The organism is Burkholderia ambifaria AMMD, assembly GCF_000203915.1.
GTDB lineage: Bacteria > Pseudomonadota > Gammaproteobacteria > Burkholderiales > Burkholderiaceae > Burkholderia > Burkholderia ambifaria.
In genome coordinates this window covers 2377309-2401319 of record NC_008390.1, presented here as the reverse complement: position 1 = coordinate 2401319, position 24011 = coordinate 2377309, and the positions used below count along the sequence as shown (strand labels likewise).

The following is a 24011-nucleotide window of genomic DNA, read 5'->3' as shown; positions in this document are numbered from 1 at the left end:
ACGAGCGGGAAGGGGGGCTCAGCAGACGACCGCGACGACGGGCGTGTGGTCGGACGGCTGTTCCCACGTGCGCGGCAGGCGGTCGACTTCGCACGACGTGCAGTTGGCGGCGAGCGCCGGCGACAGCAGGATGTGATCGATGCGCAGCCCCGCGTTGCGGCGGAACGCGAGCATCCGGTAGTCCCACCACGTGAAGGTCTTCTCGGGCTGCTCGAAACGGCGGAACGCGTCGACGAAGCCGAGCTCGAGCAGCTTCGCGAAGTGCGCGCGCTCCTGCGGCGACACGAGGTTCTGGCCTTCCCATTTCGCGGGATCGTGCACGTCGCGGTCTTCCGGCGCGATGTTGTAGTCGCCGAGCAGCGCGAGCTTCGGATAGCGCTGCATCTCGGCGCTCAGCCACGCATGCAGTGCGTCGAGCCACTGCATCTTGTAGACGAACTTGTCGGACTCGGGCGACTGGCCGTTCGGGAAATAGGCGGACACGATCCGCACGCCTTCGACCGTCACGGCGATCACGCGCTGCTGCGGATCGTCGAAGCCGGGGATGTTGCGCACGATGTCCGATTCGTCGACGGCGAGCGTGTCGCGCGCGAGGATCGCGACGCCGTTGTAGGTCCGCTGGCCGGTGAACCAGCTGCGGTAGCCGATGGCCTCGAGATCGGCGCGCGGATACTTCTCATCCGGCAGCTTCAGTTCCTGCAGGCACAGCACGTCGGTTCCGCTGTGCGCGATCCAGTCGAGCACGTGCTGCTTGCGGACGTTGAGCGAGTTGACGTTCCAGGTGGCGATTTTCATGAACGGGAATGCGTGCGGGGTGAATGCGAAGGCCGCCATCTTACCGCGAGCACGGGGCGCGAACGCGCGCGACACGCGATGCGAAGCACGCACCGCGCATCGCGATATCGACGGCCCGCGAAGAAATTGTGACAAAGGTGTTGACGTGAGTACTTCCTCACCCTATAATTTATTTCTCTGACGCGGGGTGGAGCAGTCTGGCAGCTCGTCGGGCTCATAACCCGAAGGTCGTAGGTTCAAATCCTACCCCCGCAACCAAGCACACCAGGCGATGTGCAGCGCATATGACCGATGCGCGCTTTCGTCGACAAGAACCCGGCCTCGTGCCGGGTTTTTTGTTTTCAGCGTCCGAATGTCATTTCGGCGCGCCCGGGCTCCCCGGCAGGAAGCCGTTCTCGATCAGGTAAGTCGACGTGTTGACGAGCGTGGCGCGCGCGTTCGGCGTGCCGGTCAGCGCCGCGCATTTGTCCTTACCCGTATTCAGCCGGATCGACCGTTCGGTCGTCGGGTAATCGACGTCCTTCAGATAGAAATGCGGCAGCGACGTCGTGTGCCGTGCGTACGGCACGCACGGCCGCTGCATCGGGTCGCTCGACGCGCTGTTGAACGGGAGGAACTCGTCGAACACGGAAGCGCTGTTCGACAGTCCACCCCAGTCTGCCGGCACCGCGATGCTGCCGGTCGGCGTCGTGACGCCGGTTGCGACGTCCGTGATGAAGCCTTCGATGGTCGAGCGTCCGTCGGCGCGATTGCCCTGCGCATGGACCATTTGCAGCCGGTAGGCATGGCCCGTTTTCCACGCATAGCCGATCGAGCACGAGGTGCCCGAGCCGCCGTCGGCACCGCCGCGGCAATTCGCCGACAGCGGCGTCGTGCCCGGGCCGAACGCGCTGAAGATCACGACGTTGGTGCTTTGGGTGCGCGGCTGGATGCCGGTATAGATCGGGTGGCTGCCATGTTCGGACGACACCTGGGTGGCCCAGTAGTAACTGGCGTTGATATTGGTCGGCACCACCTCCGGTGTAATGTCCCACGTCATGCGATCGAAACCGCCGTTGGGCGTCGTCGAGGCCGAGGCGTTGATGGTGGGGTCGGCGTGTGCGCCGAGCATGGTCGACATGGCGAGCATCGCAGCGACCGTGGACTTGAGTCGTTTCATGTTCCGGTTTCCCGTTGGTGGAAAAGAGAGCGCACGAGCAGCACCGATTGAAGCGATGCGGCGCGAATACTAATTTGCGCCCACTTTATTACCAATGGATAACCAGTTGAAGCGGCGAGACCGTGCGCCGCGCGCCGCCCGATTCGCGGACCATTCCCCTCGGCCCCCATGGCGCGGGGGAGAGCGGGGCGTAGAGCGCGACGCGATGTGACGGGCAAGATAACGATTCCTGCCGGGTGGAATAATCCGGCCTTCAAATCGCGGTGAGGGTGGCCGGAGAGCGCACCGGCCTCGGGCCAATGTCCACCCCGCGGCGGCGCGCGATGGTCAGCCCGCCGCCCACTCGACCGCCGCCTTCGCATGCAGCGCGGTCGTATCGAATACCGGCAGCGGCGAATCGTCCGCGCCGATCAGCAGCGTGATTTCCGTGCAGCCGAGAATCACGGCTTGCGCGCCGCGTTTCGCCAGTTCGTCGATGATCGCCACGTAGGTTGCGCGCGACGCCGCATCGATCACGCCGTGACACAGCTCGTCGTAGATGATCCGGTGCACGTCGCCGCGCGCGGCTTCGTCCGGCACCAGCACGTCGAGGCCGAACTTGTCGCGCAAACGCTCCGCATAGAACGGCAATTCCATCGTGTAGCGCGTGCCGAGCAGCGCGACGCGCTCGACGCCCGCGGCGCGCAGCGCGGCGCCGGTCGGATCGGCGATGTGCAGGAACGGCAGCGCGACCGCAGCTTCGATCGCGCCATATACGCGGTGCATCGTGTTGGTCGTCAGCACGACGAGATCGGCGCCGGCCGCTTCGAGTTGCCGCGCGGCGTCGGCCATCCGTTCGCCGAGCGCGACCCAGTCCTGCGCGCGCTGCAGCGCTTCGATCTCGGCGAAATCGACCGTGACCAGCACGCTCTTCGCGTTGTGATGGCCGCCGTGCAGCGCCTTCGAATGGCGATTGATCATCCGGTAGTACTCCGCCGACGATTCCCAGCTCATCCCGCCGATCAGTCCGATCGTCTTCATCCGTCACCTGTGCATTTCGTATGTCGTGGCAGACGAGTATAGGGGCCGGCCCGTGCGCGCGGGCGGCACGATCGGCGCGAAGTGCGCCGGTACGGGGCGACCGAACGCGGCAGTACGCGACAGTTGAAACCGGCACTGTGTTTTTGTACAGTATCGGCACCGTGAATCCGACCATCATCCCGCCTGCCGATCCTCCCCGCGAGCCGCCGCCTGGCGATGCGCCGCCGCGCGTGCGCAAGATCATCCATTGCGACTGCGACTGCTTTTACGCGTCGGTGGAGATGCGCGACGACCCGTCGCTGCGCAACCGGCCGCTCGCGGTCGGCGGCCGGCCCGACCAGCGCGGCGTGATCGCGACCTGCAACTACGAGGCGCGGCGCTACGGCGTGCATTCGGCGATGTCGTCGGCGCTGGCGATGCGCAAGTGTCCGGACCTGCTGATCCTGCCGTCCGCGATGGACAAGTACCGCGCGGCGTCGCGGCAGATCATGGCGATCTATCGCGACTACACGCACGACGTCGAGCCGCTGTCGCTCGACGAGGCTTATCTCGACGTCAGCGGCTCCGAACTGTGCCAGGGCAGCGCGACGCTGATCGCGCGGGAGATCCGCCAGCGTGTGTACGACACGGTGGGCGTGACGGTGTCGGCGGGCGTCGCGCCGAACAAGTTCATCGCGAAGATCGCGTCCGACTGGAACAAGCCCGACGGCCTGTTCGTCGTGCGCCCACATGAAGTCGATGCGTTCGTCGCCGCGCTGCCCGTGCGCAAGCTGCACGGTGTCGGCAAGGTGACGGCCGCGCGGCTCGAGCGGCTCGGCATCCAGACCTGCGCGCAGTTGCGCGACTGGTCGCTGATCGACCTGCATCGCGACTTCGGCGCGTTCGGTCGACGGCTGTACCAGCTGGCGCGCGGGATCGACGAGCGGCCGGTGCAGGCCGACCAGGAGCGCAAGTCGGTCAGCGTCGAGACGACCTATGTGACAGACCTGACGACGCTCGAACAATGCGCGGACGAGATCCGCCGCCTCGTCGTGCAGCTCGACGCGCGGATCGCGCGTGCGGGTGCTGTGCGGGCGATCCGCAAGCTGTACGTGAAGATTCGCTTCGCCGATTTCCAGCGCACGACGGTCGAATGCGTGGCCGACGCGACGAATGCGCAGACGGCGGTCACGCTGCTCGCGAAGGGGCTGCAGCGGCGCGCGCAGGCCGTGCGGCTGCTGGGCGTCGGCGTGCGCATCGACGAGGACACGGCCGAGCGGCGCGGGCAGTTCTCGTTGTTCGACGATGAAGTCGACCAAGTTGACCACGCCGACGATGCTGCCAACGCCGCCAACGCCAAACCCCCCGCACCATGAAAAAAGGCACCGCCGAAGCGGTGCCTTCCAAAGCAGCGGGCCGAACCGGCCAGCGCGTGCTCAGTGCGCGGCGGAGGTCATCCCGTTGTGGCGCAGCAGCGCGTCGATTTCCGGCTCGCGGCCGCGGAACGCCTTGAACGAATCCATCGCCGGGCGGCTGCCGCCGACTTCGAGGATCTCGCGGCGATAGCGCGTGCCGGTCGCCGCGTCGAGCACGCTGCCGCCTGCGGCGGCCGCTTCCTCGAACGCCGCGTACGCGTCGGCCGACAGCACCTCGGCCCACTTGTAGCTGTAGTAGCCGGCCGCATAGCCGCCCGCGAAGATGTGGCTGAACGTGTTCGGCCAGCGCGAGAACGCTGCCTGCGGGATCACGTGGTAGCGCTCGTTGATCTCGCGCGCGAACGCATTCACGCCGGTCGCGCCGGCCGGGTCGAAGTCGACGTGCAGCAGCATGTCGAACATCGAGAACACGATCTGGCGCAGCGTGCCGAGGCCGCTCTGGAAGTTCTTCGCGGCGATCATCTTGTCGAACAGCTCGCGCGGCAGCGACGCGCCGGTATCGATGTGCGACGACATCGACGACAGCACGTCCCATTCCCAGCAGAAGTTTTCCATGAACTGCGACGGCAGCTCGACCGCATCCCATTCGACGCCGTTGATGCCCGACACGCCGAGCTCGTCGACGCGCGTGAGCATGTGATGCAGCCCGTGGCCGAATTCATGGAACAGCGTGATGACTTCGTCGTGCGTGAAGCACGCGGGCTTGCCGCCGACCGGCGCCGAGAAGTTGCAGGTCAGGTACGCGACCGGCGTCTGCACGGTGCCGCCGCGCTTCGCGCGCGCACGCGCATCGTCCATCCACGCGCCGCCGCGCTTGCCTTCGCGTGCATACAGGTCGAGATAGAACTGCGCGACGAGCGAGCCGTCGCGGTTCTCGACGCGGAAAAAGCGCACGTCCCGGTGCCAGACCGGCGCGTCGTCCGGCTTGATCCGCACGCCGAACAGCGTTTCGGTGACGGTGAAGAGGCCCTTCAGCACGGCCGGTTCCGGGAAGTACTGCTTGACCTCGTTTTCCGAGAACGCGTAGCGCTGCTGGCGCAGCCGCTCGGCCGCGAACGCGACGTCCCACGGCGCGAGTTCGGTCAGGCCGAGTTCCTTCGCGGCGAACGCGCGCAGTTCGTCCCAGTCCTTGTCGGCGTGCGGGCGCGCGCGCGTCGCGAGATCCTCGAGGAACGCGATGACCTGCTGCGGCGACTCGGCCATCTTCGGCGCGAGCGACACTTCGGCGAAGTTGCGGTAGCCGAGCATCTGTGCCTCTTCACGGCGCAGCTTCAGCTCGTCGGCGACGATCGCCGTGTTGTCCCATTCGGCCTTGCCGCCGCCGTACTGCGGCCCGAGTTCGGAGGCGCGCGTCGCATACGCGCGATACAGCGTCTCGCGCATCGCGCGGTTCTCCGCGTATTGCAGCACCGGGAAGTAGGACGGGAAGTGCAGCGTGAATTTCCAGCCTTCCTTGCCTTCCTTCTGCGCGGCTTCGCGGGCCGCTTCGATCGCGTCGCCCGGCAGGCCGGCGAGTTCGGCCTCGTCCTGCGCGAAGTACGCATACGCGTTGGTCGCGTCGAGCACGTGGTCGGAGAACGCCTTCGACAGCGCGGCCTGCTGCTCCTGCAGTTCCGCGAAGCGCGGCTTCTGGTCTTCCGGCAGCTCGGCGCCCGACAGGCGGAAATCGCGCAGCGCGTTGTCGAGGATCTTCTTGCGCTCGGCGGACAGCGTCGCGTATTCGGCGCTCGCGGCGATCGCCTTGTACTTCTCGTACAGCGCGAGGTTCTGGCCGACGCTCGACCAGAATTCGGTCACGCGTGGCAGGTTTTCGCCGTAGGCGGCCCGCAGTTCCGGCGTATCGGCGACCGCGTTCAGATGGCCGACGACGCCCCATGCGCGCCCGAGCGGCTCCGTCGCCTGCTCGACCGTCTCGACGATCGTGGCCCAGGTCGCCGGCGTCGCGGGTGCGCTCGCGGTGTCGACCGCGCGGTTGGCGGTGTCGAGCAGCGTGTCGAGCGCGGGCGTCACATGTTCCGGACGAATCTCGCCGAAGCGGGGCAGGCCGGAGAAATCGAGGAGCGGATTGGTATTGGCGCTGGCGGACATTAAGACTCCCTGTCTGTTGCCGGATGAACCGGGGTGAAAAGGGTGAGGCGCGAAGCAGCGGCGCCCGATACCGACATTATTGGGGCGCATCGCGCGCTTTCCAATCGTTAGTTTCTAACGACGCGATTGGATACGCGCGACGCGGGGTCGGATTCGGGCGAAACGCGGCGGGATGTGACAGTGTGACGCGCGGCCGCAATGGCGACCGGCGAGATGCCGGCGCGCGAATGCGCGCCGGCTGTGCAGGCAAGGGCGATCAGGCGGCCGCGGCGGCGCGCTCGGCGGCTTCGATCGTGTTGATCAGCAGCATCGTGATCGTCATCGGGCCGACGCCGCCGGGCACCGGCGTGATGTGGCCGGCGACTTCCTTCACGCCGGCGAAGTCGACATCGCCGCACAGCTTGCCCGCGTCGTCGCGGTTCATGCCGACGTCGATCACCGTCGCGCCGGGCTTGACCATGTCGGCCGTCAGGATGTTGCGCTTGCCGACCGCGGCGACCACGATGTCGGCCTGGCGCGTGTGCGCGGCGAGGTCGCGCGTCTTGCTGTGGCAGATCGTCACGGTCGCGCCGGCTTCGAGCAGCATCATCGCCATCGGCTTGCCGACGATGTTCGAGCGGCCGATCACGACCGCGTTCGCGCCTTGCAGCGGGATGTCATGCGCTTCGAACATCTTCATCACGCCGTACGGCGTGCACGGGCGGAACAGCGGCTTGCCCGTCATCAGCGCGCCGGCGTTCGCGACGTGGAAGCCGTCGACGTCCTTCTCCGGAGCGATTGCCTCGAGCACCTTGTGGCTGTCGATGTGCGCGGGCAGCGGCAGCTGGACCAGGATGCCGTGGATCTTCGGATCGCGGTTCAGTTCGTCGATGCGCGCGAGCAGGTCGGCTTCCGACAGCGTGTCCGGGTACGCATCCTTGTGCGAGAAGAAGCCGTTGTCCTCGCACGCCTTGATCTTGTTGCGCACATAGACTTCGCTCGCCGGGTTGGCGCCGACGAGGACCACCGCGAGACCAGGCTGGTGGCCGCGGGCGGTGAGGGCGGCGGCGCGTTGGGCGGCCTGCGTGCGCAAGGTCTTCGAGAGGGCGTTGCCGTCGATGAGGAGGGCTGTCATGGTGGTGGTCCTGCCGGGAAGTTGGAATGCGGGTGTGCGGCGCACGAAACGCCGCAGCAAAGCACGCAATTATACCGGTCGCCTGCTGTCGTCCGACAGCGAATGCAAGGAAAGCGTCATGGCGGCGATGCCGGCGCCCGGGAGCAAGCGCCGGGCCGCGCCGCGCGAGTGGGCCGCATTGCGCGGCCCGCGGGTGCGTGGGTGCGGCCGGCCGGGCGGGGCCCGCGGCCGCACGCGACGTTCAGGCCTGCTTCTTCGACAGCGCGAGGCGCAGCAGATCGGCCACCGTGTTGACGTTGAGCTTTTCCATGATGTTCGCGCGGTGCGCCTCGACCGTCTTGATGCTGATCCCGAGATCGTCGGCGATTTGCTTGTTCAGGCGGCCGGCAATGATCCGCTCGAGCACCTGCTGCTCGCGCGCGGTCAGCTTCGACAGACGCTCGCTCGCGGCGCGCTGCTCCTGGACGCTCTTGCTTTCGCTTCGGGCCTTGTCGAGCATCCGCTCGACGAGCTTGCGCAGCTCGGCCTCGTCGAACGGTTTCTCGATAAAGTCCATCGCACCCTTTTTCATCGTCGACACCGCCATCGGCACGTCGCCGTGGCCCGTGACGAAGATGATCGGCAGCGCGGCGTTGTCGGCGATCAGGCGCTCCTGCAGCTCGAGGCCGCTCATGCCCGACATCCGGACGTCGAGGATCAGGCAGGCGATCTGGCCGGCCTGCTGCGCCGGCTGGTACGCATCGAGGAACTGCTCCGCGCTCGAGAAGCATTGCACGCGATAGCCGTTCGCCTCCAGCAGCCAGCGCAGCGAGTCCCGTACGGCCTCGTCGTCGTCGACGACGAAGACGGTTTCCTGAGTGGTGGTGACAGGGCTATTCATAGTTCTCCCGTAACGGTATGTGATGCCGATGCCTCGCGCCCCCCTTGGCCGAGATCAGCGGGTTCCCCAATGGGCAGGCTGCAGTGGAATGTCGCGCCGGAAATGCGGCCATCCGGTTCGACATTGTTGACCACCCACAGACGCCCCCGATGCGATTCGATGATCGAACGGCAGATGTTCAGCCCCATGCCCATGCCGTCGGACTTGGTGCTGTAAAACGGTTCGAACAGGCGTTCGGCGGTTGCCTCGTCGACGCCCGGACCCTGGTCGATCACGCGGATGTCGACGAAACCGGCGTCGATGTCGGCGACGACGCGGATCACGCCGTCCACCGTCGCCGGCTTCACGTCGGCCATCGCCTCGGCCGCGTTCTTCATCAGGTTCATCAGTACCTGCTCGATCAACACGGGGTCGACATAAATAATAGGCATTCTTGCGAGGATTTCCGTGACGATCCGGATCCTGCGCTTCCTGGCCTCGATTTCGGCGAGCCCGACCGCGTCGGCGACGATGTCCGCGACCCGCGCCGGCTGGCGCTTCGGCTCGCTGCGCTTCACGAATTCGCGGATCCGCTTGACGATCATCCCGGCGCGCAGCGCCTGCTGCGCGGTCTTTTCCAGCGCGGGCTGCAGCGTCTCGGGCGTGCCGCGGCCGCTCTTCACGAGCGCGAGCGTGCCCGAGCAGTAGTTGTTGATCGCGGCGAGCGGCTGATTCAATTCGTGAGCAATCGACGACGCCATTTCACCCATCGTCATCAATCGGCTCGTGAACTGCAGCTTCTCTTCCTGCTGGTGCGCGAGTTCCTGCGCCTTCTTGCGGGTCGTGATGTCGGTCGCGATCTGCATCTGCGCGAGGTGGCCGTCCACCCACTGGATGTACTGGCGGCGCACCTCGAACCATTTCTGGATGCTCTCGACGTATACCTCCTGCGCGTCGGCCGTGCTGCTCGTCAGCGCGGCGGCCGGCAGGCCCGCGAACGTGTCGACCATGTCGATCGAGTCGGACGACGCCTGCGCGCGGTCGAAGCCGCCGCCCGACAGCTCGAGATGGCCGTCGGGGCGAATCCCGAACAGGTGGCGGTAGTAGCGGTTCGCGAACAGCAGCTCGGCTTCGTCGGCGGCGAGCACCGACACCGCGGCGTCGAGGCTTTCGAGCACCGTCGTGAAGCGCTCGTGCGCGGCCGCGAGTTCCTCGCGGGCGCGCTTTGGCTCGGTGATGTCGGTCATCGACGACATCCAGCCGGTCTGGCGGCCCGAGCTGTCGATCAGCGGCGACACGTAGAGGCGCGCATGGAACAGCGTGCCGTTCTTGCGCCGCACGCGCAGCTCGAAGCCCGAGCTCGGCGCCTTGCCGCGCAGCGTCATGTCGAGCTGGCGCTGCATTTCCGGATACGCGTCGCGCGGCCAGTACGGGAACGGCGCGACCTTGCCGACCAGGTCGGTTTCATCCCAGCCCGTCATCCGGCAGAACGCGGGGTTCACGTGTGTGATGCGGCCGTGCATGTCGAGCACGCGCATGCCGATCAGCACCGAATTTTCCATCGCGCGGCGGAAGAATGCCTCCGCGTACAGCGCCTGCTGCGCCTCGAAGCGCTGGCGCGTGTGCTTCCACAGGCTCCAGAGGCTCCACAGCACGAAGCACGACAGCCCGGCGACGAGCCACACGAGCGTGTTGTTGGTCAGGTTCGTGAGCTGCGGGAACGCGTACACGCGCACGGTCAGCCCCTGGCCGGGCGGATCGAGCGGCAGGTCGTAATGGGAGTCGCGCGGCAGGCGCGGGCGCGTCGACGTGGACGACAGCTCGCGGTTGTTCGAGTCGGTGATCGAGATCTTGTACTTCGACGACAACTCCTGCGGGATGTCGTGCTTCAGGATCCCTTCGACCGAGAACACCGCGGCGATCGAGCCGAGATATTCGCGGTCGCCGCGCATCACGGGCGTCTGCAGCGTGATGAAGCCGTTGCCGAAGTCGTCGTAGATCAGCGGCGAATAGGCCTGGCGGCGCGTGCTGCGCGCTTCGTCGTACGCGCCGCGCACGGCGTCCTGCATCTGGGCGTCGCCGGGCTTCGCGAGCCGCTGGCCGAGCAGCGGCGGGTGCACGGCCGGCCAGCGCTGCACGCCGGGCGCGGTGTACCAGTTCAGATAGAGGATTTCCGGATGCGTCTGCATCACGTCCGCCACGGCCATCTGGAACGCGTTCTGGTCGAGGCGGCCCGACGCGAGATCGCGCGACAGCGCCTGCAGCTGTTCCTGCGCACCCGTCATCGACAGGCGGATCTGCTGCTGCGCCCACGCGACGTTACGGAACAGCGTGTCTTCCTGCTGCTGCTGTTCGCGGCGATTGAGGCTCCATAGAATCAGGCTCATCACCACGAGGAACACGAGGATCGACAGCAGCGGCGTCAGCAAATAGGAATTGGACCACCACGGTCCGTGGTGCCAACGGGACGGCTGCGACTCCGCCGGCGGGCCCGACGGTCGCGCCGAGCGTGCGAAAAGCCGATCGGTCAACATGGCAGGATTGTAGCGCAGCGCAATACATGGAAAACCGATACCGGATATGTTGAACGGAAACGGATTTGTGCCCGCGGCGCGCGCCGCGGAGCCCCAGCCGATGGGTGCAGCGCAGCAATATTTCGCATTACGAGAAAAGATCTCATAATTCGAAAATTCAGTTGCGCGGGCCCGTCCACGCTCATTACAATCCGTCGGAGCTTGCCCGCAGCCGGTCGCGTCGCGTCGTCTGCATGAGAGCGATCCTCACATTCCAGGACCCAGGAGACGAGAATGTCCGCTGTACCGAACGAAGTGATGAAGTATGTCGCCGCCGAACGTGACGACGACCCGCAAGAAACCGTCGAGTGGCTCGAGTCGCTCGATGGCGTGATCTCCTCCGTGGGCACCGGCCGCGCGCACTACCTGATCGAAAAGCAGATCGAGTTCGCCCGCATGCACGGCGAACACCTGCCGTTCTCCGCCAACACCCCGTACATCAACACGATTCCCGTCGCCGCGCAGGCGAAGATCCCGGGCGACCAGGACATCGAGCACCGCATTCGTTCGTACACGCGCTGGAACGCGCTGGCGATGGTGCTGCGCGCAGGCAAGGACACGAACGTCGGCGGCCACATCGCATCGTTCGCGTCGGCCGCGACGCTCTATGACGTCGGCTACAACCACTTCTGGCACGCGGCGTCCGACCAGCACGGCGGCGATCTCGTGTTCGTGCAGGGTCACTCGTCGCCGGGCGTGTACTCGCGCGCGTTCCTGCTCGGCCGCCTGTCGGAAGAGCAGCTCGACAACTTCCGCCAGGAAGTCGACGGCAAGGGCATCTCGTCGTACCCGCACCCGTGGCTGATGCCGGACTTCTGGCAGTTCCCGACGGTGTCGATGGGTCTCGGCCCGATCATGGCGATCTACCAGGCCCGCTTCATGAAGTACCTGGAATCGCGCGGCATCGCGAAGACGGCCGGCCGCAAGGTCTGGGCGTTCCTCGGCGACGGCGAGACCGACGAGCCGGAATCGCTCGGCGCGATCGGCATGGCGAGCCGCGAGAAGCTCGACAACCTGGTGTTCGTGATCAACTGCAACCTGCAGCGTCTCGACGGTCCGGTGCGCGGCAACGGCAAGATCATCCAGGAACTGGAATCGGAATTCCGCGGTGCCGGCTGGAACGTGATCAAGGTCATCTGGGGCAGCCGCTGGGATGCGCTGTTCGCACGCGACCAGACGGGCGCGCTGATGCGCCGCATGATGGAAGCCGTCGACGGCGAATACCAGACGTACAAGTCGGAGTCGGGCGCGTTCGTTCGCGAACACTTCTTCAACACGCCTGAACTGAAGGCGCTCGTCGCCGACTGGTCGGACGACGACATCTGGGCGCTGAACCGTGGCGGCCACGATCCGCACAAGATCTACGCGGCATTCCACGAAGCGACCAACACGAAGGGCGCGCCGACCGTCATCCTCGCGAAGACCATCAAGGGCTACGGGATGGGCGAGTCGGGCCAGGCGATGAACATCACGCACCAGCAGAAGAAGCTGCCGGTCGAGCAACTGAAGAAGTTCCGTGACCAGTTCCGCCTGCCGATCGCCGACGAGCAGATCGCCGACGTGCCGTACCTGAAGTTCGAGGAAGGCTCGAAGGAACTCGAATACATGCGCCAGAAGCGCATGGACCTCGGCGGCTACCTGCCGCATCGCCGCGAAAAGGCGACCTCGCTGCCGGTGCCGGCGCTCGACGCATTCGAGCCGCTGCTGAAGGGCACGGGCGAAGGCCGCGAGATCTCGACGACGATGGCGTTCGTGCGGGTCCTGAACATCCTGTTGAAGGACAAGGCGCTCGGCAAGCGCGTCGTGCCGATCGTCCCGGACGAATCGCGTACGTTCGGCATGGAAGGCCTGTTCCGCCAGATCGGTATCTGGAACCAGGAAGGCCAGAAGTACGTGCCGGAAGATTCCGACCAGCTGATGTTCTACAAGGAATCGGAAACCGGCCAGATCCTGCAGGAAGGCATCAACGAAGCGGGCGGCATGTGCGACTGGATCGCGGCGGCGACGTCGTATTCGACGCACGGCGAGATCATGGTGCCGTTCTACATCTTCTATTCGATGTTCGGCTTCCAGCGGATCGGCGACCTCGCATGGGCGGCGGGCGACATGCGCTCGCGCGGCTTCCTGCTCGGCGGCACCGCGGGCCGCACGACGCTGAACGGCGAAGGCCTGCAGCACGAAGACGGTCACTCGCTCCTGTGGGCGGCATCGGTGCCGAACTGCGTGAGCTACGACCCGACGTTCGGCTACGAACTTGCGGTGATCATCCAGGACGGTCTGCGCCGCATGGTGCAGGAGCAGGAAGACGTGTACTACTACGTCACGGTGATGAACGAGAACTACGAGCACCCGGCGATTCCGCAGGGCGAGCACGTGGCGGCCGACATCATCAAGGGCATGTACGCGTTCAAGAAGGCCGACGCCGACCAGAAGGCGCCGCGCGTGCAGCTGCTCGGCGCGGGCACGATCTTCAACGAAGTGATCGCCGCCGCCGACCTGCTGAAGAACGACTGGGGCGTCGCGGCCGATCTGTGGAGCGTGCCGAGCTTCACCGAACTCGCGCGTGAAGGCCACGATGTCGAGCGCTGGAACCTGCTCCATCCGACCGAGGAGCGTCGCCTGTCGCACGTGCAGAAGTGCCTGAAGGACACGCAGGGTCCGGTCATCGCATCGACCGACTACGTGCGCGCGCTGGTCGACCAGATCCGTGGTCAGATCGATCGCCGCTTCGTCGTGCTGGGCACGGACGGCTTCGGTCGTTCGGACACCCGCGAAAAGCTGCGTCACTTCTTCGAAGTCGACCGTCACTGGGTCACCGTCGCCGCGCTCAACGCGCTGGCCGACGAAGGCACGATCGAGCGCAAGGTGGTCGCGGACGCGATCGCCAAGTACAACCTCGATCCGTCCAAGCCCAACCCGATGACCGTTTAACGCACACGCGCCGTGTGATGCCGCGCGCCGCTTCCGGGAGGGGCGGGCGCGGCCATGGAGACACAAAAAGATGAGTCAAGCGATCGAAGTGAAGGTGCCGGATATCGGCGATTACAAGGACGTGCCCGTCATCGAGGTGCTGGTGAAGGCGGGTGACACGGTCGAGCCCGAGCAGTCGCTCGTCACGCTCGAGTCGGACAAGGCGACGATGGACGTGCCGAGCCCGGCTGGCGGCACGGTCAAGGAAGTGAAGGTCAAGGTGGGCGATTCCGTGTCGGAAGGCTCGCTGATCATCCTGCTCGAAGGCGGCGCCGCGGCGCAGGTGAACGGCGCGGCAGCGCCGGCGGCGGCCCCGGCTCCGGCGGCAGCCCCGGCACCGGCAGCACCGGCCGCAGCGGCACCGGCCGCCGCGCCGGCAGCGTCGGGCGGCACGCTCGAGGTGAAGGTACCCGACATCGGCGACTACAAGGATGTCCCGGTGATCGAGATCGGCGTGAAGGTCGGCGACACGGTCGAGAAGGAGCAGTCGCTCGTCACGCTCGAGTCGGACAAGGCGACGATGGACGTGCCGAGCCCGGCCGCCGGCGTCGTGAAGGAAATCAAGGTCAAGGTGGGCGATTCGGTGTCGGAAGGCACGCTGATCGTGCTGCTCGACGCCGCCGGCGCACCGGCTGCCGCCGCGCCGCAGGCGAGCGCACCGGCTCCGGCTCCGGCCGCGCCGGCACCTGCCGCAGCACCGGCACCCGCGAAGGCCGCGCCGGCACCGGCCGCAGCTGCACCGGCCGCCGCACCGTCGGGCGAGTATCGTGCAAGCCACGCGTCGCCGTCGGTGCGCAAGTTCGCGCGCGAACTCGGCGTCGAAGTCGCACGCGTGCAGGGTAGCGGTCCGAAGGGCCGCATCACCAAGGAAGACATCACGGGCTTCGTGAAGGGCGTGATGACGGGCCAGCGCGCGGCACCGGCTGCTGCAGCCGCGCCGGCAGGCGGCGGCGAGCTGAACCTGCTGCCGTGGCCGAAGGTCGACTTCTCGAAGTTCGGCCCGTTCGAAGCGAAGCCGCTGTCGCGCATCAAGAAGATCTCCGGCGCGAACCTGCATCGCAACTGGGTGATGATCCCGCACGTCACGAACAACGACGAAGCGGACATCACCGAGCTCGAAGCGCTGCGCGTCCAGCTGAACAAGGAGCACGAGAAGGCGGGCGTGAAGTTCACGATGCTCGCGTTCGTGATCAAGGCGGTCGTCGCCGCGCTGAAGAAGTTCCCGACCTTCAACGCGAGCCTCGACGGCGACAACCTGGTGTTCAAGCAGTACTACCACGTCGGTTTCGCTGCCGATACGCCGAACGGCCTCGTCGTGCCGGTGATCCGCGATGCGGACAAGAAGGGCCTCGTCGACATCGCGAAGGAAATGGCCGAGCTGTCGAAGGCCGCGCGCGACGGCAAGCTGAAGCCGGACCAGATGCAAGGCGGCTGCTTCTCGATCTCGTCGCTCGGCGGGATCGGCGGCACCAACTTCACGCCGATCATCAACGCGCCGGAAGTCGCGATCCTCGGCTTGTCGCGCGGGCAGATGAAGCCGGTGTGGGACGGCAAGCAGTTCGTGCCGCGTCTGACGCTGCCGCTGTCGCTGTCGTATGACCATCGCGTGATCGATGGCGCGGAAGCCGCGCGGTTCAATGCGTATCTCGGAGCGTTGCTCGGGGATTTCCGTCGCATCATTCTTTGATGAGTGGAGGGGCTCGCGGGGGCGTGGGGTTTATGTCGGTCATCCATGCCTCGTCGTTGAACCTGTTTCGCTAACGGTCTGCTGGCGTCGCCCCTGCGCGGGGCGGCGGTCACTTTTCTTTGTCTTCCAAAGAAAAGTAACCAAAAGAAAGGCGCGTCCTTGGGCGGACAGCAAAGGTGGTCCTGCCCAGCATCGCGTTCTCCAGTCAGGCCGTCGTTCAGCGGTTGAGCCCTCTGCCTCTGTCAGCAGCTAATCAAGAAGGGGACAGTAATGAGTCTCATCGAAGTCAAAGTTCCGGATATCGGCGATTTCAGCGGCGTCGATGTCATCGAAGTCAACGTGAAACCCGGCGACGTGATCGAAAAAGAGCAAACGCTCATCACGCTCGAATCCGATAAAGCCTCCATGGAAGTGCCCAGCGACGTCGCCGGCACCGTCAAGGAAGTCAAGGTCAAAGCCGGCGAGAAAGTCTCGCAAGGCACCATCATCGCCATCGTCGAAGCAGCAGCAACCGACGCCGCACCCGTGAAAGCTCCGGAACCGGCCAAGCCGGCAGCCGCTGCGCCGGCACCGGCCGCAGCCGCTCCCGCAGCCGCGCCGCAAGCCGGCAGCTACAGCGGCACCGCCGACATCGAGTGCGACATGCTCGTGCTCGGCGCCGGCCCCGGCGGCTATTCGGCCGCGTTCCGCTCGGCCGACCTCGGCATGAAGACGGTGCTGGTCGAACGCTATTCGACGCTCGGCGGCGTGTGCCTGAACGTCGGTTGCATCCCGTCGAAGGCACTGCTGCACACGGCGCTCGTCATCGACGAAGCCGCGGCGCTCGCGTCGCACGGCATCACGTTCGGCAAGCCGGAAGTCGATCTCGACAAGCTGCGCGACTTCAAGGGCGGCGTCGTCAAGAAACTGACGACGGGCCTCGCCGGCATGGCGAAGGCGCGCAAGGTCGAAGTCGTCACCGGCGTCGGCGCATTCGTCGATCCGTATCACATGGAAGTGCAGGGCGAAAACGGCAAGAAGGTCGTCAAGTTCAAGCAGGCAATCATCGCCGCGGGCTCGCAAGCGGTGAAGCTGCCGTTCATGCCGGAAGACCCGCGCGTCGTCGATTCGACGGGCGCACTGGAACTGCGCCAACTGCCGAAGCGGATGCTGGTGATCGGCGGCGGCATCATCGGCCTCGAAATGGCCACGGTGTACGCAACGCTCGGCGCCGAGATCGACGTGGTCGAAATGATGGACGGCCTGATGATGGGCGCGGACCGCGATCTCGTGAAGGTCTGGGAAAAGTACAACGCGAAGCGCTTCGGCAACGTGATGCTGAAGACCAAGACGGTCGGCGCGGAAGCGAAGGAAGACGGCATCTACGTGAAGTTCGAGGGCGAGAAGGCGCCGGCGGAAGCGCAGCGCTACGACCTCGTGCTCGTCGCGGTGGGCCGCAGCCCGAACGGCAAGACGATCGGCGCCGACAAGGCGGGCGTGGCCGTCACCGACCGCGGCTTCATCGACGTCGACAAGCAGATGCGCACGAACGTCCCGCACATCTTCGCGATCGGCGACGTCGTCGGCCAGCCGATGCTCGCGCACAAGGCCGTGCACGAAGGGCACGTCGCAGCGGAAGCCGCGCACGGCGAGAAGGCATACTTCGACGCGCTGCAGATCCCGTCGGTGGCCTATACCGATCCGGAAGTGGCGTGGGCCGGCAAGACGGAAGACCAGTGCAAGGCCGAAGGCATCAAGTACGGCAAGGCGGTGTTCCCGTGGGCCGCATCGGGCCGCGCGATCGCGAACGGCCGCGACGAAGGCTTCACGAAGCTGATCTTCGACGAGGAAACCCATCGCGTGATCGGCGGCGGCATCGTCGGCCTGAACGCGGGCGACCTAATCAGCGAAGTATGTCTCGCCGTCGAGATGGGCGCGGACGCGGAAGACATCGGCAAGACGATCCATCCGCACCCGACGCTCGGCGAATCGATCGGCATGGCCGCCGAACTGTACGAAGGCGTGTGTACGGACCTGCCGCCGCAACGCAAGAAGTAACTCGACCGGCATGGCCGGCCTCGCGCCGGCCATGAAAAACGCCGCCGCCCGGAACATCCGGACGGCGGCGTTTTCTTTTGTCCAAGGCCGACGGCAGAGCGCCGTCCGTGTCGCATCGACGCTGGCGGGCCGACCGGTGCGTCGGCGCCACAAACGAAAAAGCCGCGCAGTGCGCGGCTTTTTCAGCAGCAGGGACGCTTACGCGGCCGGCTTGGTCGAACGGCGCGATGCAGCAGCGCTTGCAGCCTTCGTCGCGACAGCGGCAGCCGCGTTGAAGTTCGTTTCGGCGATCTCGACGGCTTGCTTCGCAGCCTTCTGGACCGTTTCGTACGTGGTGTTCGCTGCGTTCAGCGCCGACTTCAGTGCGGCGACAGCCGTTTCCGAACCGGCCGGTGCGTTCTTCGCGACGTTGTCGACGAGCGCCTGGACCTTCTTGTTCTGCTCTTCGAATTGCGCTTCCGCAACCTTCGCGAACTCGGCTTGCGTCGACGACGCGATTTCATACAGGTGACGCGTGTACGACAGCACCTTTTCCGCGACCGGCTGCGACAGGCTCGCTTGAAGTGCGATCAGTTCCTGTGCGTCCTTCACCGACAGCAGGCGCTGTGCGTTTTCCTGGCTTTCCGTCAGCGTCGACTTCACGACCTGCAGGTTGAGTTCGATCAGCTTTTCGACGCCTTCGAACGCCTTGGTCGTCAGACCGAACAGGCTTTCGAGGTTGGCTTTCTGGGCGGCGGCGATTTGCTCGGGGGTCAGCAAGGACATGTCAAGCTCCTGAAAAGCGATCGCGTCGATCGCAGGGATATAAAGGGCACTACGCTGGGGAACCTCGGCGCCGCGTGCTTTGTGCATCGCAGCAATGAGTCATATTTTAGGGCACAGAAAAGTCTTGTCAAGCATTTTTTGTGCATTGCACAATTGCGACAAATTATCGATAAAACAATGAGTTATCGCCCGCGTGTGGAATCGGTTTCAGCCGTTTTTTCCCACATGGTGCGCACCCGGGCAGGGCAGGCGCGGCGCACCATGATCATGCACAGGTAAACCTGACAGGCATGTGGAACGTTATGCTTCTGTTCCTGTCGAAAAGCGCGCCGTTTCAATGCGCGTGCCGTGATGACGTGCCGCCCGCGGCCGAGAGCCGTGCTGGAGGCCCATCAAGCGCCGGATACGTACTTTCCCCGCTTTAATTTCCCGTCAAAGTGACGTTATCTCAATTAACCGCGTGGTAATCGGGAGGCGGGTAGTGGCGGGCAGCGCGTCTCATGAATTTTTTCGATGGGAGCGGGAGGGTCGATCGATGGATCGTCGGGCGACCCTTACATTCCGGTTTAACGACGATCGGTAAGTGCCTAATATTGCTCTTTTTTTAAGCTTTAACTACACTTGCGGAAACCTCCCGCCCGCTTTGTCCAGACCCCAATGAAAGCCGAATCGTTTTCACCCCGCAGATTGTTGCAGAGCATGACGCTCGGCACGGCTGTGTCGGTCGCTGTCGCCTTGCTGGCGACCACCGCGTCCGTCACGCCGGTTGACGCCTTTGCCGCCACTGCGAAGACCCACCAGGCCGCCAAGAAAGCCGCTTCCTCTTCGTCCGCGAAGAAGTCGGTGAAGGCCGCCTCCGCCAAATCCGCCGACGTCGCGTCGGCCGACGCGCCGCGCGCGAAGGCATCGCGCAAGCGCATGACGCTCGCGGCGAACGTGCACGGCCACCGCGGCGCGGTGCGCAAGGTCGCGTTCCAGCCGCGCCGCCCGACGGTCGGCCAGGCGTTCGGCCTGCACGACACGCCGGACGCGCTCGCGCTGCGCTCGAGTGTCGCGTACGTCGTCGACCAGAACACCGGCGAGCCGCTGTTCGACAAGAATTCGCACGCGGTCGTACCGATCGCGTCGATCTCGAAGCTGATGACGGCGATGGTCGTGCTCGACGCGAAGTCGCCGATGACCGACCAGCTCGAAGTCACCGACGAAGATCGCGACTACGAAAAGGGCACGGGCTCGCGCCTGTCGGTCGGCTCGGTCCTGTCGCGCGAGGACATGCTCCACATCGCGCTGATGGCATCGGAAAACCGCGCGGCCGCCGCGCTGTCGCGCTACTACCCGGGCGGCCGTCCGGCCTTCATCGCCGCGATGAACGCGAAGGCGAAGTCGCTCGGCATGAACGACACGCACTTCGAGAATTCGACGGGCCTGTCGAGCTCGAACGTGTCGAGCGCGCGCGACCTCGTGAAGATGGTCAATGCGGCGTACCAGTACCCGATGATTCGTCAGTTCTCGACCGATCGGACGTATGACGTCTATACGGGCAAGCGCAACCTGGTCTACAACAGCACGAACGCGCTGATCCGCGGCAATGGCTCGTGGGACATCGGCCTGCAGAAGACGGGCTTCATCAACGAGGCGGGCGAATGTCTGGTAATGCAGGCGACGATCCATGGCCGGCCGATGGTGATGGTGCTGCTCGATTCGTTCGGCAAGTATTCGCGCTTCGCCGATGCCTCGCGCCTGCGCAACTGGCTCGACGCCGGCGGCGGCGAGCGCCTGACGGCGGCCAACACGGCGAACGGCGGCACCTGATCGCGTCGCGGCGGTTTGCCGCCGCACCGGTTGCCGCAAACAAAAAGCCCCGCAATCGCGGGGCTTTTTTTCGTCCGGCCGCCGTGCGGCGGGTAGTGCGGCTCATGCGTGCCGCTGCAGTCCTTCCGTCTCCTTCGCGGGCGCGGGGCGGTAGCCGAGCGATTCCGAGATGGTCAGCGCGGTGCGGCTCAACTGGCCGAGCCACGCGTCCTGCAGGCGGTCGGCCGGTGCCGACAGCGACAGGCCCGCGACGAGCTTGCCCGAGTCGTCGTAGATGCCGGCCGCGATGCAGCGCACGCCCAGCTCCAGTTCCTCGTTGTCGCGCGCGCACGATTGCTGGCGCACGAGCGTTAATTCGCGCTCGAGCTTCGCGATGTCGGTAATGCTGTTCTGCGTATGGCCGGACAGCCCGGTGCGCGTCGCGTAGGCGCGCACGCGCGACGTTTCGTCGACCGCGAGGAATAGCTTGCCGACCGACGTCAGATGCAGCGGCGCACGGCCGCCGATCGCGCGGACGACCTGCATCCCCGAGCGTTCCGAATACGCGCGCTCGATGTAGACGATTTCGTCGCCCTGGCGTACCGACAGGTTCACGGTCTGGCCCGTCAGGCGGTGCAGCTCGCGCATCGGCATCAGCGCCGCGTCACGGACCGACAGGCGCGCCTTCACGAGATTGCCGAGCTCGAGCAGCCGCATGCCGAGCCGGTACGTGCCGGGATCGGAGCGGTCGACGAGGCGACAGGTCACCATGTCGTTGAGGATGCGGTGCGCGGTCGACGGATGCAGCTCCGTACGTTGCGCAAGCTCCTTCAGGCTGACGGGGTCGCTGTGCGCGGCGAGCGCGTCCAGCAGCCGCATCATGCGTTCGATCACTTGGATCGACGTTTTGGAATCCGGGGTGGGTTGGCTCATGTCGGGGGAGAATCGGTTGACGCGTCAAGCGGTGTTGCGTCGATTGTATCTCGTATTGTGAAAAAAGCGAACGCCGTTCGAGGAAGTCCTCGTTTCCTGACATGCATGCTTGCGCATGCGCCGGCGTTGGTCTTGCCGGCCAAACGGCGGATAATGAGAGCCGTTTTCTCGAAGGAGCGCGTATGCGAGTCGGTTTGTTCGTGACCTGCCTGGTCGACCTGATGCGTCCGGAAATCGGCTTTTCGGCGCTGAAACTGATTCGCGACGCCGGCTACGAGGTGTTCGTGCCGCCCGCGCAAACCTGCTGCGGCCAGCCGGCCTACAACTCGGGCGACCGCGCGCTCGCGCGCGACCTCGCTGAAAAGACGCTGCGCGAGTTCGAGCAGTTCGATTACGTCGTCGCGCCGTCGGGCTCGTGCGGCGGCATGATCCGCGCGCACTACGGCGATCTGTTCCGCGACGACCCCGAACTGATGGGGCGCTTCGCGCGGTTCCAGCAGAAAGTCTACGAACTGACCGATTTCCTCACGAACGTCGCGAAGGTCACGCTCGCGCCCGGCGAATTCGCGGGGCCGGTCACCTACCACGATTCCTGCTCGGGCCTGCGCGAACTCGGTGTGAAGGCGCAACCGCGCGCGCTGCTCGCGCAGCGCGGCGTGGCCGTTACCGAGATGAAGGACTGCGAGCACTGCTGCGGCTTCGGTGGCACGTTCGCGGTCAAGTACGGCGACATTTCGGCAGCCATCGCGGACGAGAAATGCGCGAACGTGCGCGCGTCCGGCGCGGGCGCCGTCGTGTTGGGCGACCTCGGCTGCATGCTGAACATCGAAGGGCGGTTGCGCCGCACGGGCGACCGCGACACGCGCGTGCTGCACGTCGCGCAGGTGCTGGCGGGCGACGTCTGACGCCCGGTTCCGCTCACTTTTCCCCGATACCGCGATGCAAGTCCAATCGATGCATTTCAAGGCGCGTGCCGGCCAGAAGCTGGCCGATCAGCGCCTGCAGCAGAACCTGAAGAAGCTGTCGACGAAGTTCGTGTCCGCGCGCGCCGACGCGATGACCGCGATCGACTTCCCGGCGACGCGCGCCGCGCTGAAGGCGCGCCGCAATCGTGCGCTGGAGAACCTCGACGTGTGGCTCGAGGCGTTCGAGCGCGAGGCGACGCGGCGCGGCACCACGGTGCTGTTCGCGGAAACGACCGAGGATGCCGCGCGGCTCGTCGCCGACATCGCGCGGCGCCACGACGTGAAGAAGGTCATCAAGACGAAGTCGATGGTGTCCGAGGAAATGCGCCTGAACGCGGTGCTCGCCGAGATGGGCGTGCAGTCGATCGAGACGGACCTCGGCGAATACATCCTGCAGATCAACGACAACGAGCCGCCGAGCCACATCATTGCGCCCGTCGTGCACAAGGACAAGGACGAGATCGCCGACCTGTTCGCGCGCACGCACCACCGCGAGCGGCTGACCGAGATTCCCGACATGACGCGCGAGGCGCGCGAGGTGCTGCGCCCGCATTTCCTGTCGGCCGACATGGGCGTGACGGGCGGCAACTTCGTGATCGCCGAGACCGGTTCGGTCGCGATCGTCACGAACGAAGGCAACGAAGGCATGTGCACGGTGATGCCGCGCGTGCATGTCGCCGTGACGGGCATCGAGAAGGTGCTGCCGACGCTCGAGGATCTCGCCACAGCAATGCGTCTGCTGCCGCGTTCGGCCACCGGGCAGAAGACGTCGAACTACTTCTCCCTGCTCACCGGGCCCCGCGGCCCGGGCGACGAGGACGGCCCGGAACACAACTACGTGGTGCTCGTCGACGGCGGCCGCACGGGCCTGATCGGCGGCGAATTCCAGGAGATGCTGCGCTGCATCCGCTGCGGCGCATGCATGAACCATTGCCCGGTGTACCAGAAGGTCGGCGGGCACGCGTACGGCTGGGTCTATCCGGGCCCGATGGGGTCGGTGCTGACGCCGAGCTACGTCGGAATCGACCGTGCGCTCGACCTGCCGCAGGCCGCGACGCTGTGCGGCGAATGCGACAGCGTCTGCCCGGTGGGGATCCCGCTGTCGCACCTGCTGCGCACGCTGCGCGAGAAACAGGTCGAGCGGCACCTGCGGCCGTGGCGCGAGCGCGCCGGACTCGCCGTGTGGGGCTTTTTCGCGCGCCGGCCATTGCTTTACGCGTTGACGACCAAGCTCGCGGTGCGCGTGCTCGAGCGGCTCGGCGGCAGCGGCGGCATGCTGCGGCGCCTGCCAATGATGGGCGGCTGGATGGACACGCGCGACATGCCGACCCCGACCGGCCGCACGTTCCGCGAACTGTACGCGGCATCGCAAAGCCACCTCGGCTGACGACTGTTCACGGGGCGACAACAGTGCGTTCGCTATTTATGTATTTATCTCGATAGATGCGGTCTATAGAATCTCGTCTGTAGTCCCCGGAATTGGGTTTCGGGGAATGAGGTCAAGGAGCCGCATCATGAAAAAGACAATATCGATGTACTGGCCGCTGGCAATCGTCGTCCCGCTCGCCGCGCTCGCCTATCTGCACGCGATGGCCGACGCGCCGTCGCGTGGTCCGCTCGCCGTGCATCAGGCATCGGCCGAACTGGCGCGCGCGGTGTCGTTCGGGCTCGTCGACGACGCGGTGCAACCGTTGCCGGCCGCGTCCGGCAACGTCGGGCTCGCCGCGCCCAAGGCGCTGTAAGGCACGCCGCCGTCGCTTTGCGCGGCGGCGCGGTTTCGGGCGCCTTTGTATAATGGCGCGTTCTTCTCCGACGCGGTTCGCCGCGGCTTTCCGATAGT

General features: G+C 65.7%; 17 protein-coding genes, 1 tRNA gene and 1 pseudogene. 10 read left to right on the top strand and 9 right to left on the bottom strand.

The window, feature by feature from the left end:
* Window positions 1-18: 18 nt before the first annotated feature.
* Window positions 19-795, bottom strand: a complete 777-nt coding sequence (gene xth / locus BAMB_RS11015; protein WP_193759171.1) for an exodeoxyribonuclease III — start codon at window positions 793-795, stop codon at window positions 19-21.
* A 181-nt stretch (window positions 796-976) separates the two neighbouring features.
* Here xth and BAMB_RS11010 point away from each other — a divergent pair.
* Window positions 977-1053, top strand: a tRNA-Met gene (locus tag BAMB_RS11010).
* A 97-nt stretch (window positions 1054-1150) separates the two neighbouring features.
* On the opposite strand, the gene BAMB_RS11005 is transcribed toward BAMB_RS11010, so the two are convergent.
* The gene (locus BAMB_RS11005) at window positions 1151-1954 is read right to left on the bottom strand and encodes a DUF3472 domain-containing protein (protein WP_011657393.1); all 804 of its coding nucleotides are present in this window, start codon (window positions 1952-1954) and stop codon (window positions 1151-1153) included.
* Window positions 1955-2281: 327 nt separating this feature from the next.
* The gene (locus BAMB_RS11000; protein WP_011657392.1) at window positions 2282-2974 is read right to left on the bottom strand and encodes an aspartate/glutamate racemase family protein; all 693 of its coding nucleotides are present in this window, start codon (window positions 2972-2974) and stop codon (window positions 2282-2284) included.
* A gap of 137 nt (window positions 2975-3111) precedes the next feature.
* Here BAMB_RS11000 and dinB point away from each other — a divergent pair, with 137 nt between their 5' ends.
* Window positions 3112-4329 carry a DNA polymerase IV gene (gene dinB, locus BAMB_RS10995; protein WP_011657391.1) on the top strand — a complete coding sequence of 406 codons (1218 nt, stop codon included), beginning with the start codon at window positions 3112-3114 and terminating at the stop codon, window positions 4327-4329.
* A 60-nt stretch (window positions 4330-4389) separates the two neighbouring features.
* Here dinB and BAMB_RS10990 read toward each other — a convergent pair whose 3' ends face one another.
* From BAMB_RS10990 to fixL, 4 genes are all read right to left on the bottom strand, one after another.
* Complete coding sequence (locus BAMB_RS10990; RefSeq protein WP_006755474.1) at window positions 4390-6477, bottom strand: M3 family metallopeptidase; 2088 nt, start codon at window positions 6475-6477, stop codon at window positions 4390-4392.
* A 256-nt stretch (window positions 6478-6733) separates the two neighbouring features.
* Entirely contained in the window at window positions 6734-7591 is an 858-nt protein-coding gene (folD, locus tag BAMB_RS10985) for a bifunctional methylenetetrahydrofolate dehydrogenase/methenyltetrahydrofolate cyclohydrolase FolD (RefSeq protein ID WP_011657390.1), read from the bottom strand.
* A 241-nt stretch (window positions 7592-7832) separates the two neighbouring features.
* Window positions 7833-8471 carry an oxygen response regulator transcription factor FixJ gene (gene fixJ / locus BAMB_RS10980; protein ID WP_006493245.1) on the bottom strand — a complete coding sequence of 213 codons (639 nt, stop codon included), beginning with the start codon at window positions 8469-8471 and terminating at the stop codon, window positions 7833-7835.
* Complete coding sequence (fixL, locus tag BAMB_RS10975) at window positions 8468-10984, bottom strand: oxygen sensor histidine kinase FixL (protein WP_011657389.1); 2517 nt, start codon at window positions 10982-10984, stop codon at window positions 8468-8470. The genes fixJ and fixL overlap by 4 nt, the downstream gene beginning before the upstream one ends.
* On the opposite strand from fixL, the pseudogene BAMB_RS36170 reads away from it, so the two are divergent.
* The 4 genes and pseudogenes from BAMB_RS36170 to lpdA form a co-directional block, all read left to right on the top strand.
* Window positions 10904-11121 (top strand): annotated as a pseudogene (locus tag BAMB_RS36170) (hypothetical protein); the annotation flags it as partial. The gene fixL and the pseudogene BAMB_RS36170 sit on opposite strands and share 81 nt — an antisense overlap.
* Before the next feature lie 136 nt (window positions 11122-11257).
* Window positions 11258-13954, top strand: a complete 2697-nt coding sequence (gene aceE / locus BAMB_RS10970; protein WP_011657388.1) for a pyruvate dehydrogenase (acetyl-transferring), homodimeric type — start codon at window positions 11258-11260, stop codon at window positions 13952-13954.
* Window positions 13955-14024: 70 nt separating this feature from the next.
* Window positions 14025-15680, top strand: coding sequence for a dihydrolipoyllysine-residue acetyltransferase (aceF, locus tag BAMB_RS10965; RefSeq protein WP_011657387.1), 1656 nt, complete (start codon window positions 14025-14027; stop codon window positions 15678-15680).
* A 270-nt stretch (window positions 15681-15950) separates the two neighbouring features.
* Window positions 15951-17717: a dihydrolipoyl dehydrogenase gene (gene lpdA / locus BAMB_RS10960; RefSeq protein WP_011657386.1), complete on the top strand. Its 1767-nt coding sequence runs from the start codon at window positions 15951-15953 to the stop codon at window positions 17715-17717.
* Between the two features lie 198 nt (window positions 17718-17915).
* Here lpdA and BAMB_RS10955 read toward each other — a convergent pair whose 3' ends face one another.
* Window positions 17916-18482 carry a phasin family protein gene (locus BAMB_RS10955; protein ID WP_006755449.1) on the bottom strand — a complete coding sequence of 189 codons (567 nt, stop codon included), beginning with the start codon at window positions 18480-18482 and terminating at the stop codon, window positions 17916-17918.
* A gap of 657 nt (window positions 18483-19139) precedes the next feature.
* Between BAMB_RS10955 and pbpG the strand changes: the two genes are divergently transcribed.
* Window positions 19140-20294 (top strand): D-alanyl-D-alanine endopeptidase, encoded by a 1155-nt coding sequence (gene pbpG / locus BAMB_RS10950; protein ID WP_011657385.1) that lies wholly within the window; start codon window positions 19140-19142, stop codon window positions 20292-20294.
* A gap of 102 nt (window positions 20295-20396) precedes the next feature.
* Here pbpG and BAMB_RS10945 read toward each other — a convergent pair whose 3' ends face one another.
* Window positions 20397-21206 carry an IclR family transcriptional regulator gene (locus tag BAMB_RS10945; RefSeq protein ID WP_011657384.1) on the bottom strand — a complete coding sequence of 270 codons (810 nt, stop codon included), beginning with the start codon at window positions 21204-21206 and terminating at the stop codon, window positions 20397-20399.
* 182 nt (window positions 21207-21388) lie between these two features.
* Here BAMB_RS10945 and BAMB_RS10940 point away from each other — a divergent pair, with 182 nt between their 5' ends.
* From BAMB_RS10940 to BAMB_RS10930, 3 genes are all read left to right on the top strand, one after another.
* A complete protein-coding gene (locus BAMB_RS10940) occupies window positions 21389-22111 on the top strand; it encodes a (Fe-S)-binding protein (RefSeq protein WP_011657383.1) in 723 nt (240 codons plus the stop codon).
* Between the two features lie 34 nt (window positions 22112-22145).
* Window positions 22146-23558 carry a lactate utilization protein B gene (locus BAMB_RS10935; RefSeq protein WP_011657382.1) on the top strand — a complete coding sequence of 471 codons (1413 nt, stop codon included), beginning with the start codon at window positions 22146-22148 and terminating at the stop codon, window positions 23556-23558.
* A gap of 127 nt (window positions 23559-23685) precedes the next feature.
* The gene (locus tag BAMB_RS10930) at window positions 23686-23913 is read left to right on the top strand and encodes a hypothetical protein (RefSeq protein WP_041491213.1); all 228 of its coding nucleotides are present in this window, start codon (window positions 23686-23688) and stop codon (window positions 23911-23913) included.
* Window positions 23914-24011: the final 98 nt, after the last annotated feature.

Coding starts and splice junctions, on each gene's coding strand:
- pbpG (WP_011657385.1), top strand. CDS start 19,140: ATGAAAGCCGAATCGTTTTCACCCCGCAGATTGTTGCAGAGCATGACG.
- BAMB_RS11000 (WP_011657392.1), bottom strand. CDS start 2,974: ATGAAGACGATCGGACTGATCGGCGGGATGAGCTGGGAATCGTCGGCG.
- BAMB_RS10935 (WP_011657382.1), top strand. CDS start 22,146: ATGCAAGTCCAATCGATGCATTTCAAGGCGCGTGCCGGCCAGAAGCTG.
- BAMB_RS10930 (WP_041491213.1), top strand. CDS start 23,686: ATGAAAAAGACAATATCGATGTACTGGCCGCTGGCAATCGTCGTCCCG.
- aceF (WP_011657387.1), top strand. CDS start 14,025: ATGAGTCAAGCGATCGAAGTGAAGGTGCCGGATATCGGCGATTACAAG.
- xth (WP_193759171.1), bottom strand. CDS start 795: ATGAAAATCGCCACCTGGAACGTCAACTCGCTCAACGTCCGCAAGCAG.
- lpdA (WP_011657386.1), top strand. CDS start 15,951: ATGAGTCTCATCGAAGTCAAAGTTCCGGATATCGGCGATTTCAGCGGC.
- BAMB_RS11005 (WP_011657393.1), bottom strand. CDS start 1,954: ATGAAACGACTCAAGTCCACGGTCGCTGCGATGCTCGCCATGTCGACC.
- BAMB_RS10990 (WP_006755474.1), bottom strand. CDS start 6,477: ATGTCCGCCAGCGCCAATACCAATCCGCTCCTCGATTTCTCCGGCCTG.
- folD (WP_011657390.1), bottom strand. CDS start 7,591: ATGACAGCCCTCCTCATCGACGGCAACGCCCTCTCGAAGACCTTGCGC.
- aceE (WP_011657388.1), top strand. CDS start 11,258: ATGTCCGCTGTACCGAACGAAGTGATGAAGTATGTCGCCGCCGAACGT.
- fixJ (WP_006493245.1), bottom strand. CDS start 8,471: ATGAATAGCCCTGTCACCACCACTCAGGAAACCGTCTTCGTCGTCGAC.
- BAMB_RS10940 (WP_011657383.1), top strand. CDS start 21,389: ATGCGAGTCGGTTTGTTCGTGACCTGCCTGGTCGACCTGATGCGTCCG.
- BAMB_RS10955 (WP_006755449.1), bottom strand. CDS start 18,482: ATGTCCTTGCTGACCCCCGAGCAAATCGCCGCCGCCCAGAAAGCCAAC.
- BAMB_RS10945 (WP_011657384.1), bottom strand. CDS start 21,206: ATGAGCCAACCCACCCCGGATTCCAAAACGTCGATCCAAGTGATCGAA.
- fixL (WP_011657389.1), bottom strand. CDS start 10,984: ATGTTGACCGATCGGCTTTTCGCACGCTCGGCGCGACCGTCGGGCCCG.